The sequence below is a fragment of the Candidatus Palauibacter sp. genome, from assembly GCF_965197445.1.
Lineage (GTDB): Bacteria > Gemmatimonadota > Gemmatimonadetes > Palauibacterales > Palauibacteraceae > Palauibacter.
Genome location: NZ_CBDANE010000003.1, coordinates 230,228 through 251,315, shown reverse-complemented (window position 1 = coordinate 251,315; position 21,088 = coordinate 230,228). Strand labels below are relative to the sequence as shown.

The 21,088-nt window shown below is 67.6% G+C and carries 22 protein-coding genes and 1 tRNA gene; 22 read left to right on the top strand and 1 reads right to left on the bottom strand.

What is annotated here, in order from left to right; translation table 11 throughout:
* The first annotated feature begins 7 nt into the window (after nucleotides 1-7).
* From tilS to ACN9M6_RS01695, 22 genes are all read left to right on the top strand, one after another.
* Entirely contained in the window at nucleotides 8-1,276 is a 1,269-nt protein-coding gene (gene tilS / locus ACN9M6_RS01800; RefSeq protein WP_419161204.1) for a tRNA lysidine(34) synthetase TilS, read from the top strand.
* On the top strand, nucleotides 1,257-1,859 hold the full coding sequence (hpt, locus tag ACN9M6_RS01795; RefSeq protein WP_419161203.1) for a hypoxanthine phosphoribosyltransferase: 603 nt from the start codon (nucleotides 1,257-1,259) through the stop codon (nucleotides 1,857-1,859). Before tilS ends, hpt begins: the two co-directional genes overlap by 20 nt.
* A gap of 85 nt (nucleotides 1,860-1,944) precedes the next feature.
* Nucleotides 1,945-3,891: an ATP-dependent zinc metalloprotease FtsH gene (gene ftsH, locus ACN9M6_RS01790; RefSeq protein ID WP_419161581.1), complete on the top strand. Its 1,947-nt coding sequence runs from the start codon at nucleotides 1,945-1,947 to the stop codon at nucleotides 3,889-3,891.
* Between the two features lie 28 nt (nucleotides 3,892-3,919).
* A complete protein-coding gene (gene folP, locus ACN9M6_RS01785) occupies nucleotides 3,920-4,867 on the top strand; it encodes a dihydropteroate synthase (protein ID WP_419161202.1) in 948 nt (315 codons plus the stop codon).
* Nucleotides 4,867-5,751 carry a diadenylate cyclase CdaA gene (gene cdaA / locus ACN9M6_RS01780; protein WP_419161201.1) on the top strand — a complete coding sequence of 295 codons (885 nt, stop codon included), beginning with the start codon at nucleotides 4,867-4,869 and terminating at the stop codon, nucleotides 5,749-5,751. The genes folP and cdaA overlap by 1 nt, the downstream gene beginning before the upstream one ends.
* A 67-nt stretch (nucleotides 5,752-5,818) precedes the next feature.
* The gene (locus ACN9M6_RS01775) at nucleotides 5,819-6,472 is read left to right on the top strand and encodes a MotA/TolQ/ExbB proton channel family protein (RefSeq protein ID WP_419161200.1); all 654 of its coding nucleotides are present in this window, start codon (nucleotides 5,819-5,821) and stop codon (nucleotides 6,470-6,472) included.
* A gap of 77 nt (nucleotides 6,473-6,549) precedes the next feature.
* Nucleotides 6,550-6,963 (top strand): ExbD/TolR family protein, encoded by a 414-nt coding sequence (locus tag ACN9M6_RS01770; protein WP_419161199.1) that lies wholly within the window; start codon nucleotides 6,550-6,552, stop codon nucleotides 6,961-6,963.
* Nucleotides 6,964-7,410: an ExbD/TolR family protein gene (locus ACN9M6_RS01765; RefSeq protein ID WP_419161198.1), complete on the top strand. Its 447-nt coding sequence runs from the start codon at nucleotides 6,964-6,966 to the stop codon at nucleotides 7,408-7,410. It begins immediately after the preceding gene.
* A gap of 51 nt (nucleotides 7,411-7,461) precedes the next feature.
* Entirely contained in the window at nucleotides 7,462-8,118 is a 657-nt protein-coding gene (locus tag ACN9M6_RS01760) for an energy transducer TonB (protein WP_419161197.1), read from the top strand.
* A 142-nt stretch (nucleotides 8,119-8,260) separates the two neighbouring features.
* Nucleotides 8,261-8,959, top strand: coding sequence for a YggS family pyridoxal phosphate-dependent enzyme (locus ACN9M6_RS01755; protein ID WP_419161196.1), 699 nt, complete (start codon nucleotides 8,261-8,263; stop codon nucleotides 8,957-8,959).
* Nucleotides 8,959-9,579, top strand: coding sequence for a DivIVA domain-containing protein (locus ACN9M6_RS01750; RefSeq protein WP_419161195.1), 621 nt, complete (start codon nucleotides 8,959-8,961; stop codon nucleotides 9,577-9,579). Before ACN9M6_RS01755 ends, ACN9M6_RS01750 begins: the two co-directional genes overlap by 1 nt.
* Nucleotides 9,580-9,639: 60 nt before the next feature.
* Nucleotides 9,640-12,867, top strand: coding sequence for an isoleucine--tRNA ligase (ileS, locus tag ACN9M6_RS01745; RefSeq protein WP_419161194.1), 3,228 nt, complete (start codon nucleotides 9,640-9,642; stop codon nucleotides 12,865-12,867).
* A gap of 13 nt (nucleotides 12,868-12,880) precedes the next feature.
* Entirely contained in the window at nucleotides 12,881-13,261 is a 381-nt protein-coding gene (locus ACN9M6_RS01740; protein WP_419161193.1) for a TraR/DksA family transcriptional regulator, read from the top strand.
* Nucleotides 13,251-13,817: a signal peptidase II gene (gene lspA / locus ACN9M6_RS01735; RefSeq protein ID WP_419161192.1), complete on the top strand. Its 567-nt coding sequence runs from the start codon at nucleotides 13,251-13,253 to the stop codon at nucleotides 13,815-13,817. Before ACN9M6_RS01740 ends, lspA begins: the two co-directional genes overlap by 11 nt.
* A gap of 1 nt (nucleotide 13,818) precedes the next feature.
* A complete protein-coding gene (locus ACN9M6_RS01730) occupies nucleotides 13,819-14,802 on the top strand; it encodes an RluA family pseudouridine synthase (protein ID WP_419161191.1) in 984 nt (327 codons plus the stop codon).
* A 40-nt stretch (nucleotides 14,803-14,842) separates the two neighbouring features.
* Nucleotides 14,843-15,067, top strand: a complete 225-nt coding sequence (locus ACN9M6_RS01725; protein WP_419161190.1) for a hypothetical protein — start codon at nucleotides 14,843-14,845, stop codon at nucleotides 15,065-15,067.
* 54 nt (nucleotides 15,068-15,121) lie between these two features.
* Nucleotides 15,122-15,196, top strand: a tRNA-Val gene (locus tag ACN9M6_RS01720).
* A 28-nt stretch (nucleotides 15,197-15,224) separates the two neighbouring features.
* Entirely contained in the window at nucleotides 15,225-16,151 is a 927-nt protein-coding gene (locus ACN9M6_RS01715) for a copper resistance D family protein (protein WP_419161189.1), read from the top strand.
* Between the two features lie 13 nt (nucleotides 16,152-16,164).
* Entirely contained in the window at nucleotides 16,165-17,412 is a 1,248-nt protein-coding gene (locus ACN9M6_RS01710) for a Zn-dependent hydrolase (RefSeq protein WP_419161580.1), read from the top strand.
* Nucleotides 17,413-17,418: 6 nt separating this feature from the next.
* Nucleotides 17,419-18,837: an aspartate aminotransferase family protein gene (locus ACN9M6_RS01705; protein ID WP_419161188.1), complete on the top strand. Its 1,419-nt coding sequence runs from the start codon at nucleotides 17,419-17,421 to the stop codon at nucleotides 18,835-18,837.
* On the top strand, nucleotides 18,837-19,277 hold the full coding sequence (locus ACN9M6_RS01700; RefSeq protein WP_419161187.1) for a hypothetical protein: 441 nt from the start codon (nucleotides 18,837-18,839) through the stop codon (nucleotides 19,275-19,277). The genes ACN9M6_RS01705 and ACN9M6_RS01700 overlap by 1 nt, the downstream gene beginning before the upstream one ends.
* Nucleotides 19,277-19,855, top strand: coding sequence for a lysophospholipid acyltransferase family protein (locus ACN9M6_RS01695; RefSeq protein WP_419161186.1), 579 nt, complete (start codon nucleotides 19,277-19,279; stop codon nucleotides 19,853-19,855). The genes ACN9M6_RS01700 and ACN9M6_RS01695 overlap by 1 nt, the downstream gene beginning before the upstream one ends.
* On the opposite strand, the gene ACN9M6_RS01690 is transcribed toward ACN9M6_RS01695, so the two are convergent.
* Nucleotides 19,818-20,924 carry a carboxylate-amine ligase gene (locus tag ACN9M6_RS01690; protein ID WP_419161185.1) on the bottom strand — a complete coding sequence of 369 codons (1,107 nt, stop codon included), beginning with the start codon at nucleotides 20,922-20,924 and terminating at the stop codon, nucleotides 19,818-19,820. The genes ACN9M6_RS01695 and ACN9M6_RS01690 overlap by 38 nt on opposite strands.
* Nucleotides 20,925-21,088: the final 164 nt, after the last annotated feature.

The following is a 21,088-nucleotide window of genomic DNA, read 5'->3' as shown; positions in this document are numbered from 1 at the left end:
GGTCCTGGTGGCGTTCTCCGGCGGGTCCGACTCGCTGGCGCTCCTCCACCTCCTGTGCGGGATCCGGCAGTCCTGGCCGCTGGAATTGACTGCGGCCCACTTCGACCACGGGCTGGGGGCCGGGAGCGCGGACCGGGCCGCGCGCGCCGCGGAGGTCTGCCGGAGCGCCGGCGTGCCGTGCGAGATGGGCGCCACTCGCGGACTCGCTGGCGGGCAGGCCGGGTATCGGACGGCGCGTTACGCGTTCCTGACCGCTGTGCGTCGCAGGTTCGGGGCGGACCGGATCGCGTTGGCGCACCAGCGCGACGACCACATCGAGACCGTACTGCTCAACCTGCTGCGCGGAACCGGCTTCCGCGGCCTGGCCGGCATCCCGGCACGTCGAGGCGCGTTCGTACGTCCGCTCCTGGGCTTCGGGCGCGAGGAGTTGCGCAGCTACCTGCGGGAGGCGGGACAGGAATGGCTGGACGACCCATCGAACCGGGATTTCCGCTATCGCCGCTCCCGGGTTCGTTACGGCCTCATCCCCGCGCTGTCCGGGTGTGGCGATGAGGGTCTCCCCAGCCTGGCGGCCGATCTCGCCCGGTACGCACTCGAGGCTGAGGGCGGCCTGGATCTGCGTGCCCGGCGCCTTCTCTCAGCCGCGGATTTCCGGGAAACTGCCGATGGAGCGCAAATTGCCCGGTCCCCAGTGCTGAAGTATGATCGGGCGGCTCGGGCTCGCCTGCTGCGAAAGGTCGCACGGGACATGGGTTTTCGCGTTACGCGGAGGGGGACGGCGGCCGGCGTCACGTTCATGGACAGCGGCGCGAGCGGGCATGGCGTGGACATCGCGGCGGGCCTGCGGATCGAGCGCGAGTTCGACCGGCTCCATGTGCGGCGACGCCGGAATCGGGACCCCGACACCGAGGTCGAGATCGAGGAGACGGAACCGGGCCGGGAGCCGGCGCGTATCGGCGGGAAGCACTACGAAGTGCGCTGGGGGGCGCTCGAGGGCACCGAACGCTGGGCGACGGCGCTCCCCGCCGGGACGATCCGTTTCCCGCTTCGAGTGAGAGGCCCGCGGCCGGGAGACCGAATCCGCACGCGGGCGGGGTCGCGTAAGGTCGCAAAGCTGTTGAACGAACGACGCGTGCCGGCCTCGGATCGCTCGAGTGTGCCGATCGTCGTCACCGCCGACCGGAGAGTGCTGTGGGTCGTGGGGCACTCCGCGCTGGCCGTCGAACCCCCCGACCCCGAAGGAGCGTGGTTCGCCATTGGACTCACTGAGCGCTGAGCCGGGCCGGGTGGGAACGCTGGAAGCCGCAGAGCGCGACTTTCCGGAGTACACGGGAGGCCGCACCCTCGGGCGAATCGTCTACACGGCGCCCGAGATCGCCGGTCGCGTCGCCGCGATGGGGGCGGAGATCACGGCCGCCTATCCAGCGGAGGCCGATGTCCTGCTGCTCGGACTGCTAAAGGGTTCGTTCGTCTTTCTGGGCGATCTCGTGCGTCGCATCCGACGACCCCTCCAGGTCGATTTCCTGGTCGCGTCGAGCTACGGGGCCGACACACGCACGTCGGGAACAGTGGAGTTGCTCTACGACCCGAGGGCGCCGATCAAAGGCCGGCACATCATCATCGTCGAAGACATCGTGGACAGCGGAACCACGCTGAACCAGTTGTGTGGAGGCATCCGGGACCGCGGGCCTGCCTCGCTCGAAATCTGCGCGCTCCTGCACAAGCGGATCGCGCGGGAACTGTCGTGGGAACCGCGCTGGGTTGGCTTCGATGCACCAAATGAGTTCCTTGTGGGGTATGGACTGGACCACGCGGAGGATCTTCGTCACCTCCCGTTCATAGCGAGTCTCCGCGCGTGAGAGCGTGGGGACCTACGGAGTTGGATAGATCGAGATGAGACAAGACCCGCCACAGCGGCCGGAAAAGAACGATCAGTCGGGACGCATGAATCGCCTGCTCAGGACCGCTTCGTTCTGGGCTCTGATCATTCTTATCCCCGTCGCTCTCCTCCAGTTCATGGGGGCCGGAAGAGAGCGGCAGCGCAAGCTCTCCTACACGCAATTTCGGGAGCAGGTAACGCAGCGGAACATCGAGTCGATCGAGGTCCGCCTCGGGACCGGGGAGGTGGAAGGCCGGCTCAGGAATCCGATCTCACCCGAACAGGCGGAAGTCGAGTTCCACCTTCTGCTGACGACGCGGGAGATCGGCGATGAGCTCATGGCCGAACTCCTTGCGGCCGAAGTGACCATCGAAACGCTCCCGGCCGGCAGCAACTGGGTCAACCTCTTCTTCTCGATCCTGCCGTGGATCCTGATCATCGGACTGTGGCTGTTCGTGTTCCGGCAGATGCAGGCCGGCGGATCGCGGGCGTTCAGCTTCGGGAAATCCAAGGCGCGGCTACTGAGCGGCGACACGCCCAAAATCACCTTCGCCGATGTTGCGGGTTGTGACGAGGCGAAGGAGGAGCTCCAGGAGATCATCGAGTTTCTCAAGGATCCGCGAAAGTTCTCGCGGCTGGGGGGGCGTCTGCCGAAGGGCGCGCTGCTCGTGGGACCGCCGGGAACGGGCAAGACGCTGCTCGCCCGCGCCGTGGCCGGAGAAGCCGCACGGCCGTTCTTCTCGATGTCGGGATCCGATTTCGTGGAGATGTTCGTCGGCGTGGGTGCCTCTCGCGTACGCGACCTGTTCGAGCAGGGGAAGGCGCAGGCGCCCTGCATCATCTTCATCGATGAGATCGACGCGGTAGGCCGCCACAGGGGGGCGGGACTCGGCGGCGGACATGACGAGCGCGAGCAGACGCTGAACCAGCTCCTTGTCGAGATGGACGGATTCGAGTCGAACGAGGGCGTGATCCTCCTGGCGGCGACGAACCGCCCCGACGTGCTCGATCCCGCGCTGCTTCGTCCGGGACGGTTCGACCGGCAGATCGTTGTCGACAACCCCGACATCAGGGGGCGCGAGGGGATCTTCCGGGTACACACGCAGGACATCCCGCTCGCGGACGATGTCGACCTCTCGGTCCTGGCCAAGGGAACGCCCGGACTCTCGGGCGCCGACATCGAAAACGTCGTCAACGAGGCCGCGCTTCTCGCTGCGAGGGACGACAAGGACCGCGTGTACATGGATGAGTTCGAGCGGGCCAAGGACAAGGTCATGCTCGGCACCGAACGGCGTAGCATGGTGATATCGGATGAGGAGCGGAGAGTCACCGCCTACCACGAGGCGGGGCATGCGGTGGTCGCGCTTCGCGTTCCCGGACTGGACCCTCTGCACAAGGTCACGATCATCCCGAGAGGGCGGGCCATGGGGCTCACCGCATCTCTGCCCGAGGAGGATCGCCACAACTACACCAAGGGGTGGCTCGAAGGCCAGCTGAAGATGCTGTTCGGCGGCCGCGTGGCCGAGGAGATGAAGTTCGGCGACAGCAAGATCACGACGGGCGCGGGCAACGACATCGAACGCGTGACGGATCTCGCCCGCCGCATGGTCACCCAGTTCGGGATGTCGCCCGCCGTGGGCGCCATGTCGGTGGGCGACCGTGAACAGGAAGTGTTCCTTGGCCGCGATCTCTCACAGCGCCGGGAAGTGAGCGAGAAGACGGCCGAACTGGTCGACGGCGAGATCAAGCGGATCCTCGACGAGGCGTACGCGGAGACGCGCGCGGTGCTCGACAACAACCGGGATCTTCTCGAAGCGATCGCGGAAGCACTGCTGGATCGGGAAACACTCGATTCGGATGACATCAAACTGCTCGCGGAAGGCAAGGAGTTGCCCGTTCCCGCGCCGGAACCCGCGCTGCCCGCGAAGGAGCCCGTGGCCGTCGAACCGGTGCCGCAGCGTGAGCGTCCGCTCGAAGGCGCCGGAGGCGAGCCCGCCCCGGCCCCGGCCTGATCGCCTGAGCGCGCGGATGGTGCTTTCGGTGACCCGGCCGGCGCGCGTCTGGAGAGTGGGGGATCAGGACATCTCCCTGGACCGGCCCGCGATCGCCGGGATCCTCAACGTCACCCCCGATTCGTTTTCCGATGGTGGCCGCTACGCGGCGTCGCGAGAAGCGATCGCGCGGGGCCGCGAGATCGCCGCGCAGGGCGCGGCCATTCTCGACATCGGCGCCGAGTCCACGCGGCCAGGTGCCGAGCCGGTGCCGGCCGGTGAGGAGTGGGCCCGGCTCGAACCGGTTCTCCGGGGATTGCGCGACCTGCCGATCCCGATCTCGGTGGACACATCCAGGCTCGAGGTGGCGGAACGGGCCATCGAAGCGGGCGCCGCGGCGATCAACGACGTCACGGCTCTCCGGCGCGACCCGGCGCTGGCCCGCCTCGCCGCCCGGACGGGGGCGGGCCTCGTCCTGATGCACATGCGGGGCACCCCGCGGACCATGCAGCTCGACACCGAGTACGAGGATGTCGTGCGCGAGGTCCGAATCGCCCTCGTCCACGCGCGCCGAGCCGCGCTCGAGGCTGGCTGCGACCCCTCGCAGGTCGCGATCGACCCGGGTCTCGGGTTCGGCAAGTCGCCGGATGGAAACCTCGAATTGCTTGCCCGACTCGACGAGATCGCGGCCGTGGGCGCGCCCGTGTGGGTTGGGCCTTCCCGCAAGTCGTTTCTCGGAGCGTTGCTCGGCGCCGGGCCGCGCGAGCGTCTCACCGGTTCGGTCGCCGCCTGCCTGGCTGCTGTGCGCCGAGGAGCTGACGTGGTGCGGGTCCACGACGTGCGGGAGACGCGCGAGGCGCTGACGGTCGATGCCGCAATCGATGCCCGTCTCGCCCGCCCGCCCGCCCGGTCCGACGGTGCCGCAGGGGGTGCCGCCGAGGGAGCCCCGGACGGCGCGGGACCCGCCCCGCCGCGCGCGGCGGGAGGAAACGGCTGATGGGTGGGTTGTGGAACTACATCCGGGTGCTCCAGGTCGACCTCCTGGATGTCTTCGAAATCACGGTCGTCGCGATCCTGATTTACCGCGTCCTCATCCTGTGGTCGGGGACACGGGCGTTCCAGATGCTGTTCGGGCTCGTACTGCTCGTCGCGGTCTACGCCACGGCGGGCTGGCTGCGGCTGAGCCTCATCGAATCGATCCTCTCGCAGGCGTTCACGTACGGCGCCTTCGCGCTGATCGTCGTCTTCCAGCCCGAACTGCGGAACGCTCTCGCGCGAATCGGACGCAGCCGCGTCCTCAGCGTCCTCACGCGGCTCCAGGAACGAAGCCAGGCGGTGGCGGACGAGATCGCAAAGGCGGCGGCGGAGCTGTCCCGCACGCGCACCGGCGCGATCATCGCCATCGAGCGGGAACTGTCGCTGGAGGAGTACATCGAGAAGACAGGGACGCCCCTCCGCGCCGACGTGTCCGCCAGCCTGCTCGTCTCGCTGTTCACCCCGCGGTCGCCCCTGCACGACGGGGCCGTGGTCGTGCGCGGCGGCGAAATCGTCGCGGCCGGGGTTCACCTGCCGCTCACCCAGTATCCGCTGAGCGACAAGACGCTGGGCACGCGACACCGGGCGACGCTCGGCCTGTCGGAGGAGACCGACGCGTATGTCGTCGTCGTCTCGGAAGAGACAAGCCAGATCGCCCTCGCGCGGCGCGGCGTCCTGCGCCGCAACCTCACCTCGGCGCAGCTGCGCGATCACCTCGCCGCCGGCGTCGCGTCGCCCGAACTGGGACGCCCCGGGGCGGAGGCGGACGCGGATGCCGCCGACCCGCCCGGAGAGGGCGTCGGCGTAGTTGTGGCTCGCGACGAGAGCGAGCCGCAGACGGTTTGACGACGGTCGGCCGGTCCCCTAAAATTGCCAGCTACGGCTGTGCCAAAACCCCTCACGGGCAGGCGATATGAGCAATCAGTACGAGTTGCTGACGCTGTTCACCGACGGCGGGTTCATGATGTACCCGCTCATCCTCTGCTCCCTGATCGCGATCGGCGTCATGCTGGCCAAGGCGTGGACCCTCACGATCGCCCACCGCGACTCCAAGAAGCTCCTCCAGGAGATCGAGAATCTCGGCATGAGTGGTCGCGTCAGCGAGGCCATCACTACGGCCGAAGAGACGCGCGGACCCGTCGCCGCGATCCTGCTCGCCGGCCTGCGCCGGTTGCGCGGACGCAGCGCCGGGGCCCGGACTGACGGCAAGGATATCCAGAAAGCCATCGCCACCACGGGCGTGATCGAGCTGGACTTCCTCGAGCGCGGCCTGACCGTCCTCGGGACCATCGCCAACGTCGCCCCGATGCTGGGCTTCCTGGGCACGGTGATCGGCATGATTCTCGCCTTCCAGGCCATTGAGATCGCGGGACAGGTCGAACCCGGCCTCGTCGCCGGCGGGATCAAGGTGGCGCTGATCACGACCGCGACCGGCCTCTCGATCGCGATCCCGGTCAACATTGGCTACAACTACTTCGTTACCCGCATCGACCGCCTCATCCTTGATATGGAGGAGGGGGCACTGGAGGTGCTCGGGCTTATCTGGGACATCGAAGACCGCCAGTAGCTAGCCGGAGGGCTGACGAGCCCGGTTCGGGTCCGGGAGACGAACACAGGAAGAGAGAGAAGACCCATATGGCGATCATGAAGCGCAAACAGAAGGTGTCGGACGAGATCCCGACCTCTTCGATGGCCGATATCGCGTTCCTGCTTCTGGTTTTCTTTCTCACGACTACGGTGTTCAACGAGGAGCGGGGGCTTCCGATCGTGCTCCCGGAACAGTCCGAGGAAGTGGATGTGTCCGGGAGGAACCTGATCTTCTTCATCGTGCAGCCTGACGGCCGCGTCGTCGTGCGGCGGGGCGAGAGCGAGCAGGAGCAGGTGGTGGCGCACACTCAGGTGGCGAACATCCTGCGGACGGAACTGGCCGGGAACGAGAATCTCATCGCCGCCATCCAGACGCACCCGGACGCCCCCTACCGCCACATGGTGAACGTGCTCGACGAGGTGAAGCTCTCGGGCGCCGAGCGTATCTCCCTACAGGAGCTGGAGAACTAGATGGCCATCAAGGACAGCGGCTTCAAGAAAAAGTCCGGGTCGGACAGTACGATCCCCACCTCCTCGATGGCCGACATCGCGTTTCTCCTTCTCATCTTCTTCATGGTGACGACGGTGTTCCGGAAAGAACGGAACCGCGATATCGAGTGGACGAACGCGGAGGCCACCGAGAAGATCGACGAGAAGCGAAAGAACATCCTGCACATCTGGATTCAGCGCGAAGGTTCGGTCTGGATCAACGATGTGCTGACGCCATTCGAGGAGATCTCCGAAGTGGTCCGCCCCATCTACGCAGAGAATCGCGAACTGGTCGTCGCGATTCGGGGTGACTCGGAGGTCCCGTACCAGCAGATAAACACGATTACCGAGGAACTACAGTCGGCGGGCGCGGTGCGCGTCACCTTCGCCACCCGACTCGAGCAGCGCGCCATGCGAGCGAGGCGCTAGGGCTTTCAACAGTCCGAGGAACACCTGAGGCACGGACCGGGAGGAGATTCAATGGAAGACACCAGCATTCGGCTCACCGCGAACGATCAGTTCAAGCGAGCCAGCACAAACTGGACGCAGATCGGCCTGCTGGCCGCGGTCACCCTCCACTTTGGACTGTTCGTCCTCGTGCGACCGTTCGAGGCGGCGGATATGGGCGTCGTCGTCGACGAACTCGAGGCGGTTTCGTTCCCGCCGGAGGTAAAGATCCCGCCCCCGCCCGAACAGATCGCCCGTCCGGCCACCCCCAGGGTCGCCCAGGTCGAGATGTCGGAAGACATCACGATCGCGCCAACCACCTTCGAGGCGGTATCGACCGAGAACCTGCCTCCGCCTCCCGCGGGCAGCAGCCCTGCGGACCGTCCGTCGTTCATCCCCTTCGATACGAACCCCGTGTTGCTGAACGGCGGTGAGGTGCAGGCGCTCCTTGAGCGCGCGTATCCGCGGACGCTGAAGGACGCCGGGATCGGCGGGCGCGTCGAGTTGTGGCTGTACGTGACGGAGCAGGGGACCGTCGAGAACTTCGAGGTCAAGACGTCGTCCGGAAACCCGCTCCTCGACGAGGCGGCGGGCGAGGTCGTACAGGTGATGAGGTTCACGCCGGCCAAGAACCGCGACAGGGTGACGGCGGTTTGGGTCTCGCAGTTCGTGACGTTCGAGGTGGTGTAGACCCGCCGCTTCCCCGACTCGACTTTCTGCGCCCGGCGCCGCTTCACGCGGCGCCGGGCGCTCTCTTTTTGGTCGTCTGCGCGGAGTTCGCGGCGCCGCGGGCGGCTCGCATCGCCGGGCGCGGGCTCGTAGACTATGCCGCGTGACGAACGACCAGGTCGAGGCCCGGCTGGCCCGGGTGATGGAGCGGATCGGGGCCGCTGCGGAACGGGCCGGCCGGCGCGCCGAAGATGTCGAGATTCTGCCGGTGACCAAGGGTCATTCCCCCCGCGCCATCGAGGTCGTCCGGGAGCTTGGCGTCGGTCGGATCGGCGAGAACCGCGTACCCGAAGCCGAAGCCAAACGGTCCGCGCTCGGCCCGACGCCGGGGGTCGCCTGGCATCTGATCGGCCGGCTCCAGCGCAACAAGGCACGGCGGGCCCTCCGCGTGTTCGATGTCATCGAGTCCGTCGACAGCGTGCGGCTGGCGAACACCCTCAGCCGGATTGCGGAGGAGGAGCAGCGCGGGCCGGTGGATATCCTCGTGCAGGTGAACACGTCCGGCGAAGCCGCGAAGGCCGGGTTGGAGCCGGAAGGAGCACTCGACGCCGTGGGCGAGATCTGCGCCCTGCCCGGGTTGCGCGTGGGCGGGCTGATGACCCTGGCGCCCTTTACGGGCGATGAAGCCATGCTGCGGACGGTCTTCCGGGGCGTCGCGGGCCTGTTGGCCCGCTGTCGGGCGGAGATCTCGGGATTCCAGGGCCGCGTGCTCTCCATGGGGATGAGCAACGACTTCGAGATCGCAGTCGAGGAAGGGAGTACTCGTCTGCGGCTCGGGACTGTGCTACTGGGGGAGAGATGATGGACCTGACACCGCTTGACGTCCGCAAGAAGAAGGACGATTTCAAGCGCACCATGCGGGGGTACGACCCGCGGCAGGTCGAGGGCTTCCTCGCGGTCGCGGCGGACAGTCTCGAGCGCTACGTGCGCGAGAGCGTCGTCCTCGGTGAACGGGTCGAGCAGCAGGAACGGGAACTCGAGACCTATCGAGCCCGCGAGCGAGCCCTCAACGACGCGCTCCTGGCCGCGCAGGAGCTACGCGAGGAGGCCCGATTGCAGTCGGAGCGGGACGCCGCCGTGCGGGTGCGCGAGGCCGAGGCCCGCGTGCAGGCCGTGATCGGCGACGCGGAAGAGGCGGTCCGTCTCTGTCAGCAGAAAATCGAAGACCTGACTGTGACGCGGGGGAAGTTCCTCGGATCGCTGCGGAAGCTGTTCGAGCGGTTCGACGAATACCTCGAGTTCGAGAGCGCGCGGTTCGGCGACGGACCCGGCGATCTTCGCCCGCTGATGGACCGACTTCGGCGAGTCGGACGTGAGGAGGCCGCCGGCGCGGCAGGGGTCTCCACGCCCGAGCAGTCCCCCATCGCACCCGCATCGATTACCCCGGTCGACGCCGGTGGTCCGGGCGCCGCGTCGACCTGACCGCAGTTCACGCCCGTCGTTCCCGGGAAACACAACCTCGCACATCTGACGGAGCACCTGATGGCCTACCGGCCGATACCGGAGTCCGTACGCGGACTCGAAGAAGAAGTCCTCAGGCGCTGGGACGAAGAGAAGACGTTCGAGCGGAGCCTCGAGGCCCGAAAGGACGCGGAGGACTTCGTGTTCTACGAGGGTCCGCCGACCGCGAACGCCAACCCCGGGGTCCATCACATCCTCGCGCGCACCATCAAGGATACGGTGGCGCGATATCGCACGATGTCGGGCCGCCACGTGCCGCGGAAGGCCGGGTGGGACACGCACGGGCTGCCAGTGGAGCTCGAAGTCGAGCGGTCGCTGGGGATATCGGGCAAGCCGGACATCGAGCGCTTCGGCATCCTCCGGTTCAACGACGTCTGCCGCCGCAACGTGTTCAGGTACCAGGACGAATGGGAGCGGTTGTCGCGCGATATCGGCTACTGGCTCGACTACGGTGCCCCGTACGTCACGTGCTCGGCGGACTTCATCGAGTCCAGCTGGTGGGCGCTGTCGGAGATCGAAGAGCGCGGCCTGCTGTATCGCGGGTACCGGGTCCTCCCGACGTGCCCGCGCTGTGGGACCGGGCTCTCGAGTCACGAGGTCGCGCAAGGCTACCGGGACGTCAACGAGCCCGCGGTTCATATGAAGTTCCACCTGGTCGACGACCCGGATGACGCGCGCATTCTGAGCTGGACCACGACGCCCTGGACCCTGCCGGGCAATCTCGGCCTCGCCGTCGGCCCCGACATCGTCTACGCCCGGGTGCGAATCCTCGCCGACGGCGGGCGCGGCGCTACGGCCTCGCTTCGGGTTCACGACGGACCCGGGGGGGCCTCGCCCGGAGAGGTGCTCATCCTGGCCCGGGACCGCGTACGGCAGGTGCTTCGACACCCGCACGAGATCGTCGGGGAGGTGAGCGCCGCCGAACTGGTCGGGCAGCGCTACCGGCCACTCTTTCCGGGCGCGGTGGACGGTGCGGGCTTCGCCTCCGCGTGGACGGTGCTCGAGGCGGATTTCGTCACGGTCGACGAGGGGACCGGTGTCGTGCACACCGCGGTCATGTACGGGGAGGACGATTTCCGGCTCGGCCAGGCTGCCGGGCTCCCGATGCAGCACACGGTCGGGGAGGATGGGCGCTTCCTCGAATCCGTGCCGGGCGCGCTCGCCGGAATGCACGTGAAGCATCGCGAGACCGAGCGAGCCATCCGCGACTGGACCGTGGCGCACGACCAGCTCTATCTGCGCGAGATGTACGAACACAGCTATCCGCACTGCTGGCGCTGCGACAGCGCGCTCCTCTACATGGCGCGTGATTCCTGGTATATCCGAACGACTGCGGTGAAGGAGCGGCTGCTCGAGCACAACGCGTCGATCGACTGGCACCCGCCGGAGACCGGATCGGGCCGGATGGGGGAGTGGCTGCAGAACAACGTAGACTGGGCGCTCTCCCGAGAACGCTACTGGGGCACTCCGCTCCCGATCTGGCTTTGCTCCGAGGATGAGCGCCACCGGGTAGTGCTCGGTTCATTCGCTGAACTGGGACGACGCGTGGGCGGCCTGCCCGATGACTTCGATCCCCATCGCCCGGGGATCGACGGCTACGAGTGGGACTGCGACGCGCCGGCATGCACCGGCCGGATGCGGCGCGTGCCCGAAGTCGCGGACGCATGGTTCGACTCCGGCTCCATGCCCCACGCTCAATGGCACTACCCGTTCGAGAACCGGGAGACCTTCGAGCGCTATTTCCCGGCCGACTTCATTGCCGAGGGTGTGGACCAGACCCGTGGCTGGTTCTACTCGTTGCTCGCGCTGTCCACGATCCTGTTCGACCGGGCCCCTTTCCGGGCCGTCGTCGTCAACGACCAGGTGCTCGACGCCAGGGGACGCAAGATGTCGAAGTCCCGCGGCAATGCGGTCGATCCCCGGGAGGCGCTGGACACCTACGGGGCCGACGTCACGCGCTTCTACTTCCTTTCCGGTTCCAATCCCTGGGTGCCCAAACGGTGGGATCCATCGGCGCTCCGGGAAACGGACCGGAAGCTGTTCGCGACACTGCGGCACACGTACCGGTTCTTCGCCCTGTACGCCAACGAAGAAGGGTGGTCCCACACGGCCCCGGACGCCGCGCCGGTTGCCGAGCGGAGCGACCTCGACCGCTGGCTGCTGGCGCGTCTCGACCGGGTCGTGGCCCTGGTGGGCGAAGCGCTCGACGCGTTCGACCTTACAGCGGGAGCCCGCGCGATCCAGGAGTTCGTGCTGGACGACCTGTCGAACTGGTACGTCCGGCGCAGTCGCGACCGCTTCTGGGCCACCCGTCCGGGGAGCGCGGCATCGAGCGCGGACGCCTTCGCGACCCTTCACGAGTGCCTCGTCGCCACGGCACGGCTACTGGCTCCTTTCGCCCCGTTCATCTCCGACTGGCTGTATCGCGCGCTCTCGGACGGCGAGTCCGTACACCTGACGGACTATCCGAAGACGATGAATCGGCGGGAGCCGGAACTCGAACAGGCGATGGATGATGTCCGTCGCCTGGTGGCTCTCGGCCGCGCCGCGCGAGAGAAAGCGGGGATCCGCACTCGCCAGCCGCTGCGGGCTCTGCACGCAGTTCTGCCCGACGGGCGCACGCTGGCCCACTCCATGGCGGCGCTGGTCACGGAGGAACTCAACCTCAAACAGGTTGTGTCGCTCGGCGCCAGCGAAGATCTTATAAGGCTGTACGCGAAACCGAACTTCAGGGTGCTGGGTCCGAAACACGGGGCGCGCACGCCGGCAGTCGCGGCTGCGGTCGGAGATCTGGAGGCGCCGGCGCTGCGGAGACTGAGAGCCGGCGAGACCGTCGAAATCGAAGTCGCGGAGGATCGTGTCCGGGTCGAGCCCGCGGATGTCTCGATACGGGAGGAGACCCTCGACGATCTGCCCGTAGCGAGCGATGCCGGCTACCTGGCGGCGCTCGACACCGAGGTGGACGACGCTCTGCGAGCCGAGGGCCGGGCCCGGGAGATCGTGAACCGCGTCCAGCGGCTGCGGCGTGAGGCGGGGTTCGAACTCGCCGACCGAATCCGTCTGGGGATCGCAGGGTCGGAAGAGCTGGAGCGGGCAGTCGCGACACATGCCGAGTACATCGCCGGCGAGACGCTGGCGGTGGAGGTGCTGGTCGGCACGGAACGGCTGGGGGGCCTGAAGACGAGACCGCTGACGATCGGCGACCTCGAGCTCGACATCGGAGTCGAACACGCTGACGGTCGCCGATGAGTGATTGCGAGAGATGAACAGTAAACAGCGCGAACACCTGGAAAAGAGGTTGTTGACCGCACGGTCCCGCGCGACCAAGGAACTCGGGCAGTACGACGAGTCGTTCACGAGCGCACTGCAGGGAGCCGACAGCGACCTCGCGGCATACAGTTTCCACATGGCGGACCAGGGCACCGATGCGATGGAACGGGAGAAGGCGTTCCTGTTCGCGAGCAAGGAGGGCCGGCTGCTCTATCACATCGATGAGGCGCTGAGACGGCTCTACCGGAACCCGAAGCGGTTCGGCGAGTGCGAGCACTGCGGCGAGGAGATCAACTTCGAGCGGCTCGACGCCCTGCCGCACGCGAGGCTCTGCATCCGTTGCAAGGAGAAAGAAGAGACGGGTGCCGTCTGATTCTTCCGGGGGGGTGGACGGCGCCACCCCGGAAACGGGGCTCGCCGCCCGACTCTGGCTGACCCTGGTTCCGATCGTGGTCGTACTCACGCTGGATATCGTGACCAAGGCGTGGGTCATGAACACGTTCGAACTCTACGAGCAGACGCCGGTGATCGGCGACTTCTTCCGATTCACCTACACCCACAACCGGGGTGCCGCGTTCGGGATCGACATCGGAGAGTATTCGCGGATCTTCTTTCTCATCCTCTCCCTGATCGCGCTCGGCGTACTCGGCGTCATCTATCGTGGCACGCCGTCGTCGGACCGGCCTCGGGTCCTCGCGATCTCCCTGGTTGCCGCCGGCGCCCTGGGCAACATCTGGGACCGCATCCGGCTCGAGCTGGGCGTCGTCGACTTCCTCGACTTCGGGATCGGCACGCATCGTTTTCCCGTCTTCAACATCGCGGATTCCGCCGTCACGGTGGGTGCGGTGCTGCTGCTCATCTCGTTCTGGCTCGAGAGCCGTCGCGACGCGCAGAGGGCGGCCCAAGCCGCGGAGACGGACCGCGCGTGAGGTGAGCCCGCCCGATTCCGGCCCGACGGACGCGGGCGAACGGCGGCTCATCGAGGTCGAGGAAGCGGTCTCGGACCGGCTCGATCGCCTCCTCAGCGAGCGTCTGGCGCTGAGTCGAACCCGCGCCGCCCGGCTCATCGCAGACGGCCGCGTCACGGTGAACGACCGCGTCACGAGGAAACGCTACCTGCCGCGCGCGGGCGATCGCATAGAAGTAGAACTCCCCCCCGCAACGCCTACCCGTCTCGAACCGGAGGCAATCCCGGTCCGGATCCGGTACGAGGACGAGCACCTCGCCGTGGTCGAGAAGCCGGCCGGGCTCGTCGTACACCCCGCCCCCGGTCATCCGCGCGGTACGCTGGTGAACGCGCTGCTCTTCCACCTGGGCCGCCTCTCGGATATCGGGGGAGATCGCCGGCCCGGCATCGTTCACCGTCTGGATCGGGATACGAGCGGACTCATGGTGGTCGCGAAGCGGGATGAAGCGTACCGCGGACTGTCGGCCGGCCTCCGCCGCCGTGAGATCGAACGTGGATACCTCGCGGCGGCCTGGGGGCACCTTCAGGAGGAGCGGTTCACGGTCGATCGGCCCATCGGGCGCGACCGGCAGCACCGGAAGCGCATGGCCATACGGGAGGACGGCCGACCCGCGATCACGCACTTCAAGCGGCTGGAGCGGTGGAACGCCGCCGACCTCGTAGCGGTACGACTCGGAACCGGAAGGACACATCAGGTGCGGGTGCACCTCAGGTCGGTCGGGCACCCGGTCGTGGCGGACCCGGTTTACGCGGCGGGTTGGGAGAGAGGGTTCGGAGGGGCGGGCGGCCGCTGGGCGGAGGCCTTCGGACGGCGCGCGGGGCGGCTCTTCCTGCACGCAGCGAAACTCGCGTTCTCGCACCCTGTCACGGGGGAGAGGCTCTCGTTCTCTTCGTCGCTGCCGTCTCCCCTGCTGGAGGCGGTGGAATGGGCCCGATCCACCTCGTGAGGCGGTTGACGCGTCCCGGCAGGCCCTCTAGCGTGGGCTCATGAAGCAGGGAAGACAGGACCGGAAGACGAAGCGAGGCGCCGCGCGAGGGCTGCAGTTCGGGCCCGCCAACTACGCGGCGTTTGCGCTCGGCCTGACGTCGATCATCGCCGGGTACGTGCTGCTCGACCGGGGATCCGTGACGGCCGCTCCGCTTCTCCTCGTGCTGGGCTACGCCGTGCTCCTGCCCGCCGGACTGATCCTGGGCTGGCGGCGGCTCGGCTAGCTGCGGTGGGGCCGGCGGCACTGCAGCCGAAGCGCTGCGGGGCGGCAGCATTCGGGGCGAATAGCTCAGTCGGTTCAGAGCGCCTGCCTTACAAGCAGGAGGTCGGGGGTTCGAATCCCTCTTCGCCCATCCGCGAGAAAGCAGGTTCAAGCCCGATATGTGGCCTCTGATCGGAACGGTGTCGCGCTGGGCGCTCTACGCCGGCCTCCTGGGGGCGGTGGGGGCGGTGACCTTCAAGATCGTAATCCTCCGGCGGTATTCCGGACCTGAACCCTCCGGGGACGGTGCCGCCTTCGACCCCGCCCGGCTGGCCGCGCGGATCGGATGCCTGGCGGTGCTGATCGCCGGCGTGGGCGTGATGGGCCGGCTGGCGGCGGAGATCGCCGTGTTTCGCGACCCGTTCGAACCACTCGGAGCCGAAGTCCGTCTTCTGTTGACCCAGACCTCGTGGGGACGCGCCTGGCTGGGTCAGGTCACAGCGGCGGTCCTCTCTCTGCTGGCCTTCGCGCTGGCCTCCGCGCGGGGTCGGCGCGCGGAACCCGGCTGGGTTGCGGCTACGGCCGCCGTCGCCCTGCTCGCCTACACGCCGGCGTTCTCGGGGCACGCGGCCGGTGCCGAGCACTACGTTACCGCGGCGATTACGGCCGATGTGTTCCACATGGTAGCCGGCGGCGCGTGGCTGGGGACGCTGGCGGTGATGGCGGGCGTCGTGCGGCAGGGTCGGCGGCGCGGCGCGCCGATCTCCCGCCGCCGGATCATCGAGTGGATCACCGCCTTCTCACCGCTCGCCCTATGGTCGGCAGCGGTCATCGCTACGACCGGACTGTTCGCGGCCTGGCTCCATCTCGGTGCGTGGTCGTCGCTCTGGGCGGAACCGTACGGTCGGCGGCTGAGTCTCAAGCTCTTCGTGCTGCTGGGAATCCTCGGGTGCGGCGCGTACAACTGGAAGCGGTCGCGCGGCCGGGTTCGAGATTCGGCCGATCCACCCCGCCTGCCGCCGACTGTGGCCTTCGAGTTGATCACGGCCGTCGCGCTGCTGCTCATCACGGCGGTTCTGGCCGGCACGCCGCCGCCCGCTCACTGAGTCCGGTAGGGGGCTGGCCGTGACGTCGATCTCCGAACTCCGCGTCGATGCCGACCGGCTCTGGCGGCGTCTCGAGGAGATGGCCCGGATCGGGGCTACCGCCGCCGGCGGCGTGCACCGGCTCGCGTTGAGCGACGAGGACCGGCGCGCCCGTGACCTGTTCCGCGCGTGGGCGGAGTCACTCGAACTGGCCGTCTCCGTCGATCGCATCGGCAACATGTTCGCCCGCCGCGCGGGCACGCACGACGAGCGACCTCCGGTGCTCCTGGGGAGCCATCTCGACAGCCAGCCCACCGGAGGCAGGTTCGACGGAGCTCTCGGCGTCCTCGCCGCTTTGGAAGTCGTGCAGACGCTCGAGGACCACGCGGTCGAAACGGCAGCGCCGATCGAAATCGCGAACTGGACGAACGAAGAAGGCGCACGCTTCGCGCCCGCCATGATGGGGTCGGGCGTGTTCTCTTCTCGTTTCGGACTGTCCGATGCACTGAACGCGGCCGATCCGGACGGCGTCACGGTGGCTGAAGCCATCGAGGGGATCGGCTACCGGGGGAAGGCGGCCGTCGGCGGACGCCGTCTGGCGGCCGCGCTCGAACTCCACATCGAGCAGGGCCCGATCCTCGAAGAGAAGGAGTGCGACATCGGCGTCGTGACGGGGGTCCAGGGAGCGCGCTGGTTCGATCTCACGATCGTTGGAGAAGAGGCCCACGCAGGGCCCACGCCGATGCCCCGGCGCACCGATCCCGTGGCGGTCCTTGGTCGGTGGGTGGTCGACCTGTATCGTCGCGTGGAACGGGACTTCGCGCCGCATGGGCGGCTGACTATGGGCGTCCTGGAGGCGATGCCGGCCTCCCGGAACACCGTGCCCGGTCGAGTGAGGGTCAGCGTGGACATCCGTCACCCGGAGGAGCCCGCGCTGGATGATCTGGAAGTGTGTCTCCGCGAGGAGGCGGAGCGGGCGAGCAGTGCGCGCGGGGCGGAATGGCGGCTCGAACCGGTGTGGCGGTCGCCTCCCGTGCGGTTCTCCGGCCGGTGCATCGACGCGATCCGCTCCGCGGCCGAGCGCTGCGGTTACTCGTCGATGTCCCTGATGGCCGGCGCCGGCCACGACTCCGTGCATACCAGCGACGTGGCCCCGACCGGGATGATTTTCGTCCCCTGCGAGGGTGGCGTGAGTCACAACGAGGCGGAGCGCATCACGCCGGAGCAGGCCGAGGCGGGAGCCAACGTGCTCCTTCACGCGGCTCTCGGGCTGGCGGGCTGATATGTTATGCCGCGACCACACCAGCCCGGGAGGCAGAGCGTGACCCCAACTGCGAACACCGCCCCGACCGACACGGCCACATGGCAGGATATCGACCGCCGCCACCACGTCCACCCCTTCATCGATCCGCGGATCCTGGCCGAGAAAGGGACGCGCGTCATCGTGGGCGCCGACGGCCGTCACCTCGTCGATTCCGACGGGCGGCGTATTCTCGACGCCATGGGTGGTCTCTGGTGCGTGAACCTCGGCTACGGTCGCGAGGAGTTGGCCCGCGCGGCCTACGATCAGATGGTCGCGCTGCCGTACTACAATACCTTCTTCCGGTCGGCGCCCCCGCCGACGATCGAACTCGCCCGCGTGTTGGCGGACCTCACCCCGGGCGATATCACGCACGCGTTTTTCTCCAGTTCCGGTTCCGAAGCGAACGACACGATCGTCCGGCTCGTCCGCCGCTACTGGGACCTCAAGGGGCAACCAGCCAAGAAGACCTTCATCAGCCGCACCTACGCGTATCACGGGAGCACCATGGCCGCCGCCAGCCTGGGGGGCTTCGAGGCCATGCATGCGGTGGGCGACCTCCCGCTGCCGGGATTCGAGCATGTCATGCCGCCGTACTGGTTCGCGATGGGGCGGGCGGACGAGACTCCGGAGGAGACCGGGGCTCGGGCCGCGCGGGCCCTGGAGAAGAAGATCGCGGAACTCGGCGCGGACCGGGTCGCCGCGTTCATCGGTGAGCCGGTTATCGGCGCAGGCGGGGTGATCGTGCCGCCCGACAACTACTGGCCCGAGATTCAGCGGATCTGCCGCGAGAACGACATCCTCCTCGTCTGCGACGAAGTGATCACGGGCTTCGGCCGGACGGGGGAGTGGTTCGGCTCGCAGAAGTTCGGGATCGAGCCCGACCTCATGACGATCGCCAAGGGCCTGACCTCCGGCTACCTGCCGATGTCGGCCGTCCTCATGACGGGCGCGGTCTTCGATGTGCTGTCCGAGGGTGGGGTCCTCCCGCACGGGTACACCTATTCAGGGCACCCGGTCGCGGCGGCCGTCGCGCTCGAGAACATCCGGCTCATGAAGGAGGAAGGCGTCGTCGAGCGGGTGAAAGAGGACACCGGACCCTACTTCCAGGCCAGGATAAGGGAGCTGAACGATCACCCGCTCGTCGGCGAGGTGAGGGGTGTCGGGCTCCTCGGCAGCATCGAACTGTCGAGGAACAAGACGACCCGGGAGCTCTTCGACCCCGTGGGCCAGGTGGGCGCTCTCTGTCACGAGCACCTCTACGCCGAAGGCGTCGTGTTCCGGGCCATGCGGGACGTGGTGTGTGCGAGCCCGCCGCTCACGATCACGCGCGCCGAGATCGACGAGTTGGTGACGATGGCCCGGGCGGGGATCGATCGGACGGCGCGGGACCTCGGCATGATGTAGTGGTCCTGCACCGACGTCCGGCGCATCAGGTCGCCCGCGCAGCGGCCCGGGCAACGATCCTCGGGGCGAGTCTGGCTGCCTGCGGGGGGGCGGGCGCCCGCTCCGATCCGGCGGTCTCGCCCCGGCCCGAGGCCCGGGAGTTCACCTATCGGGTCGGCTACCACGTCTCGTGCAGTGTGAGCGACGAGTGCAGGGTGCAGTACCTCGACGAAACCGGCGTCCTGCGGGCGAGAGACATCGTCGGCGAGTGGGAACTGGACTTCGGGGCGGACCCCGGCGAACGGCTCTGGGTTCGCGCCGGCGCGGGAGGTTGTCCCCCGCGACCCGTGAGGGTCGAAGTCCGCATGGGAGGACAGGTGGTGGCTGAACATCTCGCGCCGTCGCCCCGGGGCTCCCGCTGCAGCTGGATCCTGGCCGAGACGGAGTTCCGGATCCCGTGATGCGGCGCCTGGCGAAGGGCGTCCTCAGACTCGTCGGCTGGCGCGCGGTCGGCGAGCTTCCCGGGCCGAGGTCCGTTGTGATCGGCGCGCCTCATACCTCGAACTGGGACTTCCCGCTCGCACTTCTTTGCTTCTGGAGCCTGCCCATCCCCGCGCGCTGGGTCGGGAAGCACACGATCTTTCGGTGGCCCTTCGGAGGTCTGCTGCGGCGCCTGGGCGGTATCCCCCTCGACCGGGCGCACACCCACGACTTTGTGAACCAGATCGTCGAGCGCTTCGACCGCGAACCGGAACTCACCTTCGTGCTGGCCCCGGAGGGCACGCGCAGCCGCCGCGACCACTGGCGCAGCGGCTTCTACTGGATCGCGCGCAGGGCCCGCGTACCTGTGGCACTCGGTTTCGTGGACTACTCGAACCGCGAAGTGGGGATCGGCGACGCCTTTCTGCCCAGCGGCGACGTCGACGCGGACATGGTGCGCGTCCGAGCCTTCTACGCCGACAAGACCGGCAAGCGTCCCGAGAAGCAGAGTGTCATCCGGATCAGAGTCCTTCCACCGTCTCCGCCAGGAGGTGCCTGACCACGGCCTTCATGTCACCACCGGTCTCATCGTACACGGCCAACTGCCGCGTCGCGCTCGATCCCTCCTTCAGGATTCGGAGCGCGTATTCCACCTCCGCCCGGCTGCCCAGTTCGTCGACGACGTCATCCAGGAACCACTCGATGAGTTCGACGATGAGATCCGCGGCCGGGTGTTCGCTCTGCCGTCCGAAATCAATGAGCTTGCCCGTCAGCCCGTATCGGGCTGCCCGCCACTTGTTCTCCGCCAGCAGGACTTCGGGATAGAGGCGGAAGGTGAGGTTGTCCCGCCGCAGTTTCCACAGCTTCGCTACGATGCCCTGGAAGATTGCGGCGATGCAGACGACTTCCTCCACGCGCGTGCACATGTCGCACACGCGAAACTCCAGCGTCGGGAAGTTGTGATTGGGGCGGACGTCCCACCAGATCTTGCTCGAGTTCTGGATCGTATTCGAGCGGACCATGGTTTCGATGAAATGCTCGTACTCACTCCAGCTTCCGAAGGTCATCGGAATCCCTGTGCGCGGGAAATTGCGCCAGATGATGCTCCGGTACGAGTGCAGCCCCGTCTTCGAGCCCTCCCAGAACGGAGAACTCGTCGAGAGAGCCAGGACGTGCGGAAGGAAGTATCGCGACACGTTCATGGCGTCGATCATGAACTCCCGATCCTCGATCCCCACGTGAATGTGGGTGCCGAAGATGAGGTTGCGCTCGGCGACCTGCTGAAGGTCCTCCCTCAGCCCGGCGTAGCGCTCGAGCGGAGTAATGGCCTGCTGCTCCCAGGTTGAGAACGGATGAGTGCCGGCGGCCACGATGCCGAGTCCCTTCTCGGCGACTTTGCCGCTGACGAGACGGCGCATCCGAAGCACTTCCTCGCGCGCTTCGCCGACATCCCGGCAGACTCGGCTCGCCGTCTCCACGCAGGCCTGGTGGAGTTCGGGGTGGATCTGCTCACGCGTCTCCTCGTCTCCTTCGAGGATCTCCGTAATGAACGACGTGAGTTCGCCGGTCTCGGGATCGACGACCTGGTATTCTTCCTCTATGCCGAGTGTGAGCGTGGGCGCTTTCATGGGAGCCTCTCGGGGAACGATGTCGACACCGCAGGCCTGGCTGGAGGTGGCCAAGCTAAGCCCCGTCTCCGCAGCCGTCGACACCCCTCCGCCGGGGTTTCGACGATCGGCGGATTCGGCGTATCTTCCCGCCCGGTGGTTCTGTCCCGGTTCTCGATGCGGAG

Bases quoted from the DNA above. Each gene is read 5' to 3' on its own strand.
- ftsH (WP_419161581.1), top strand. From the start codon at position 1,945: ATGAATCGCCTGCTCAGGACCGCTTCGTTCTGGGCTCTGATCATTCTT.
- cdaA (WP_419161201.1), top strand. From the start codon at position 4,867: ATGGGTGGGTTGTGGAACTACATCCGGGTGCTCCAGGTCGACCTCCTG.
- ACN9M6_RS01775 (WP_419161200.1), top strand. From the start codon at position 5,819: ATGAGCAATCAGTACGAGTTGCTGACGCTGTTCACCGACGGCGGGTTC.
- ACN9M6_RS01770 (WP_419161199.1), top strand. From the start codon at position 6,550: ATGAAGCGCAAACAGAAGGTGTCGGACGAGATCCCGACCTCTTCGATG.
- ACN9M6_RS01765 (WP_419161198.1), top strand. From the start codon at position 6,964: ATGGCCATCAAGGACAGCGGCTTCAAGAAAAAGTCCGGGTCGGACAGT.
- ACN9M6_RS01760 (WP_419161197.1), top strand. From the start codon at position 7,462: ATGGAAGACACCAGCATTCGGCTCACCGCGAACGATCAGTTCAAGCGA.
- ACN9M6_RS01750 (WP_419161195.1), top strand. From the start codon at position 8,959: ATGGACCTGACACCGCTTGACGTCCGCAAGAAGAAGGACGATTTCAAG.
- ileS (WP_419161194.1), top strand. From the start codon at position 9,640: ATGGCCTACCGGCCGATACCGGAGTCCGTACGCGGACTCGAAGAAGAA.
- ACN9M6_RS01740 (WP_419161193.1), top strand. From the start codon at position 12,881: ATGAACAGTAAACAGCGCGAACACCTGGAAAAGAGGTTGTTGACCGCA.
- ACN9M6_RS01725 (WP_419161190.1), top strand. From the start codon at position 14,843: ATGAAGCAGGGAAGACAGGACCGGAAGACGAAGCGAGGCGCCGCGCGA.
- ACN9M6_RS01715 (WP_419161189.1), top strand. From the start codon at position 15,225: ATGTGGCCTCTGATCGGAACGGTGTCGCGCTGGGCGCTCTACGCCGGC.
- ACN9M6_RS01705 (WP_419161188.1), top strand. From the start codon at position 17,419: ATGCCGCGACCACACCAGCCCGGGAGGCAGAGCGTGACCCCAACTGCG.
- ACN9M6_RS01695 (WP_419161186.1), top strand. From the start codon at position 19,277: ATGCGGCGCCTGGCGAAGGGCGTCCTCAGACTCGTCGGCTGGCGCGCG.
- ACN9M6_RS01690 (WP_419161185.1), bottom strand. From the start codon at position 20,924: ATGAAAGCGCCCACGCTCACACTCGGCATAGAGGAAGAATACCAGGTC.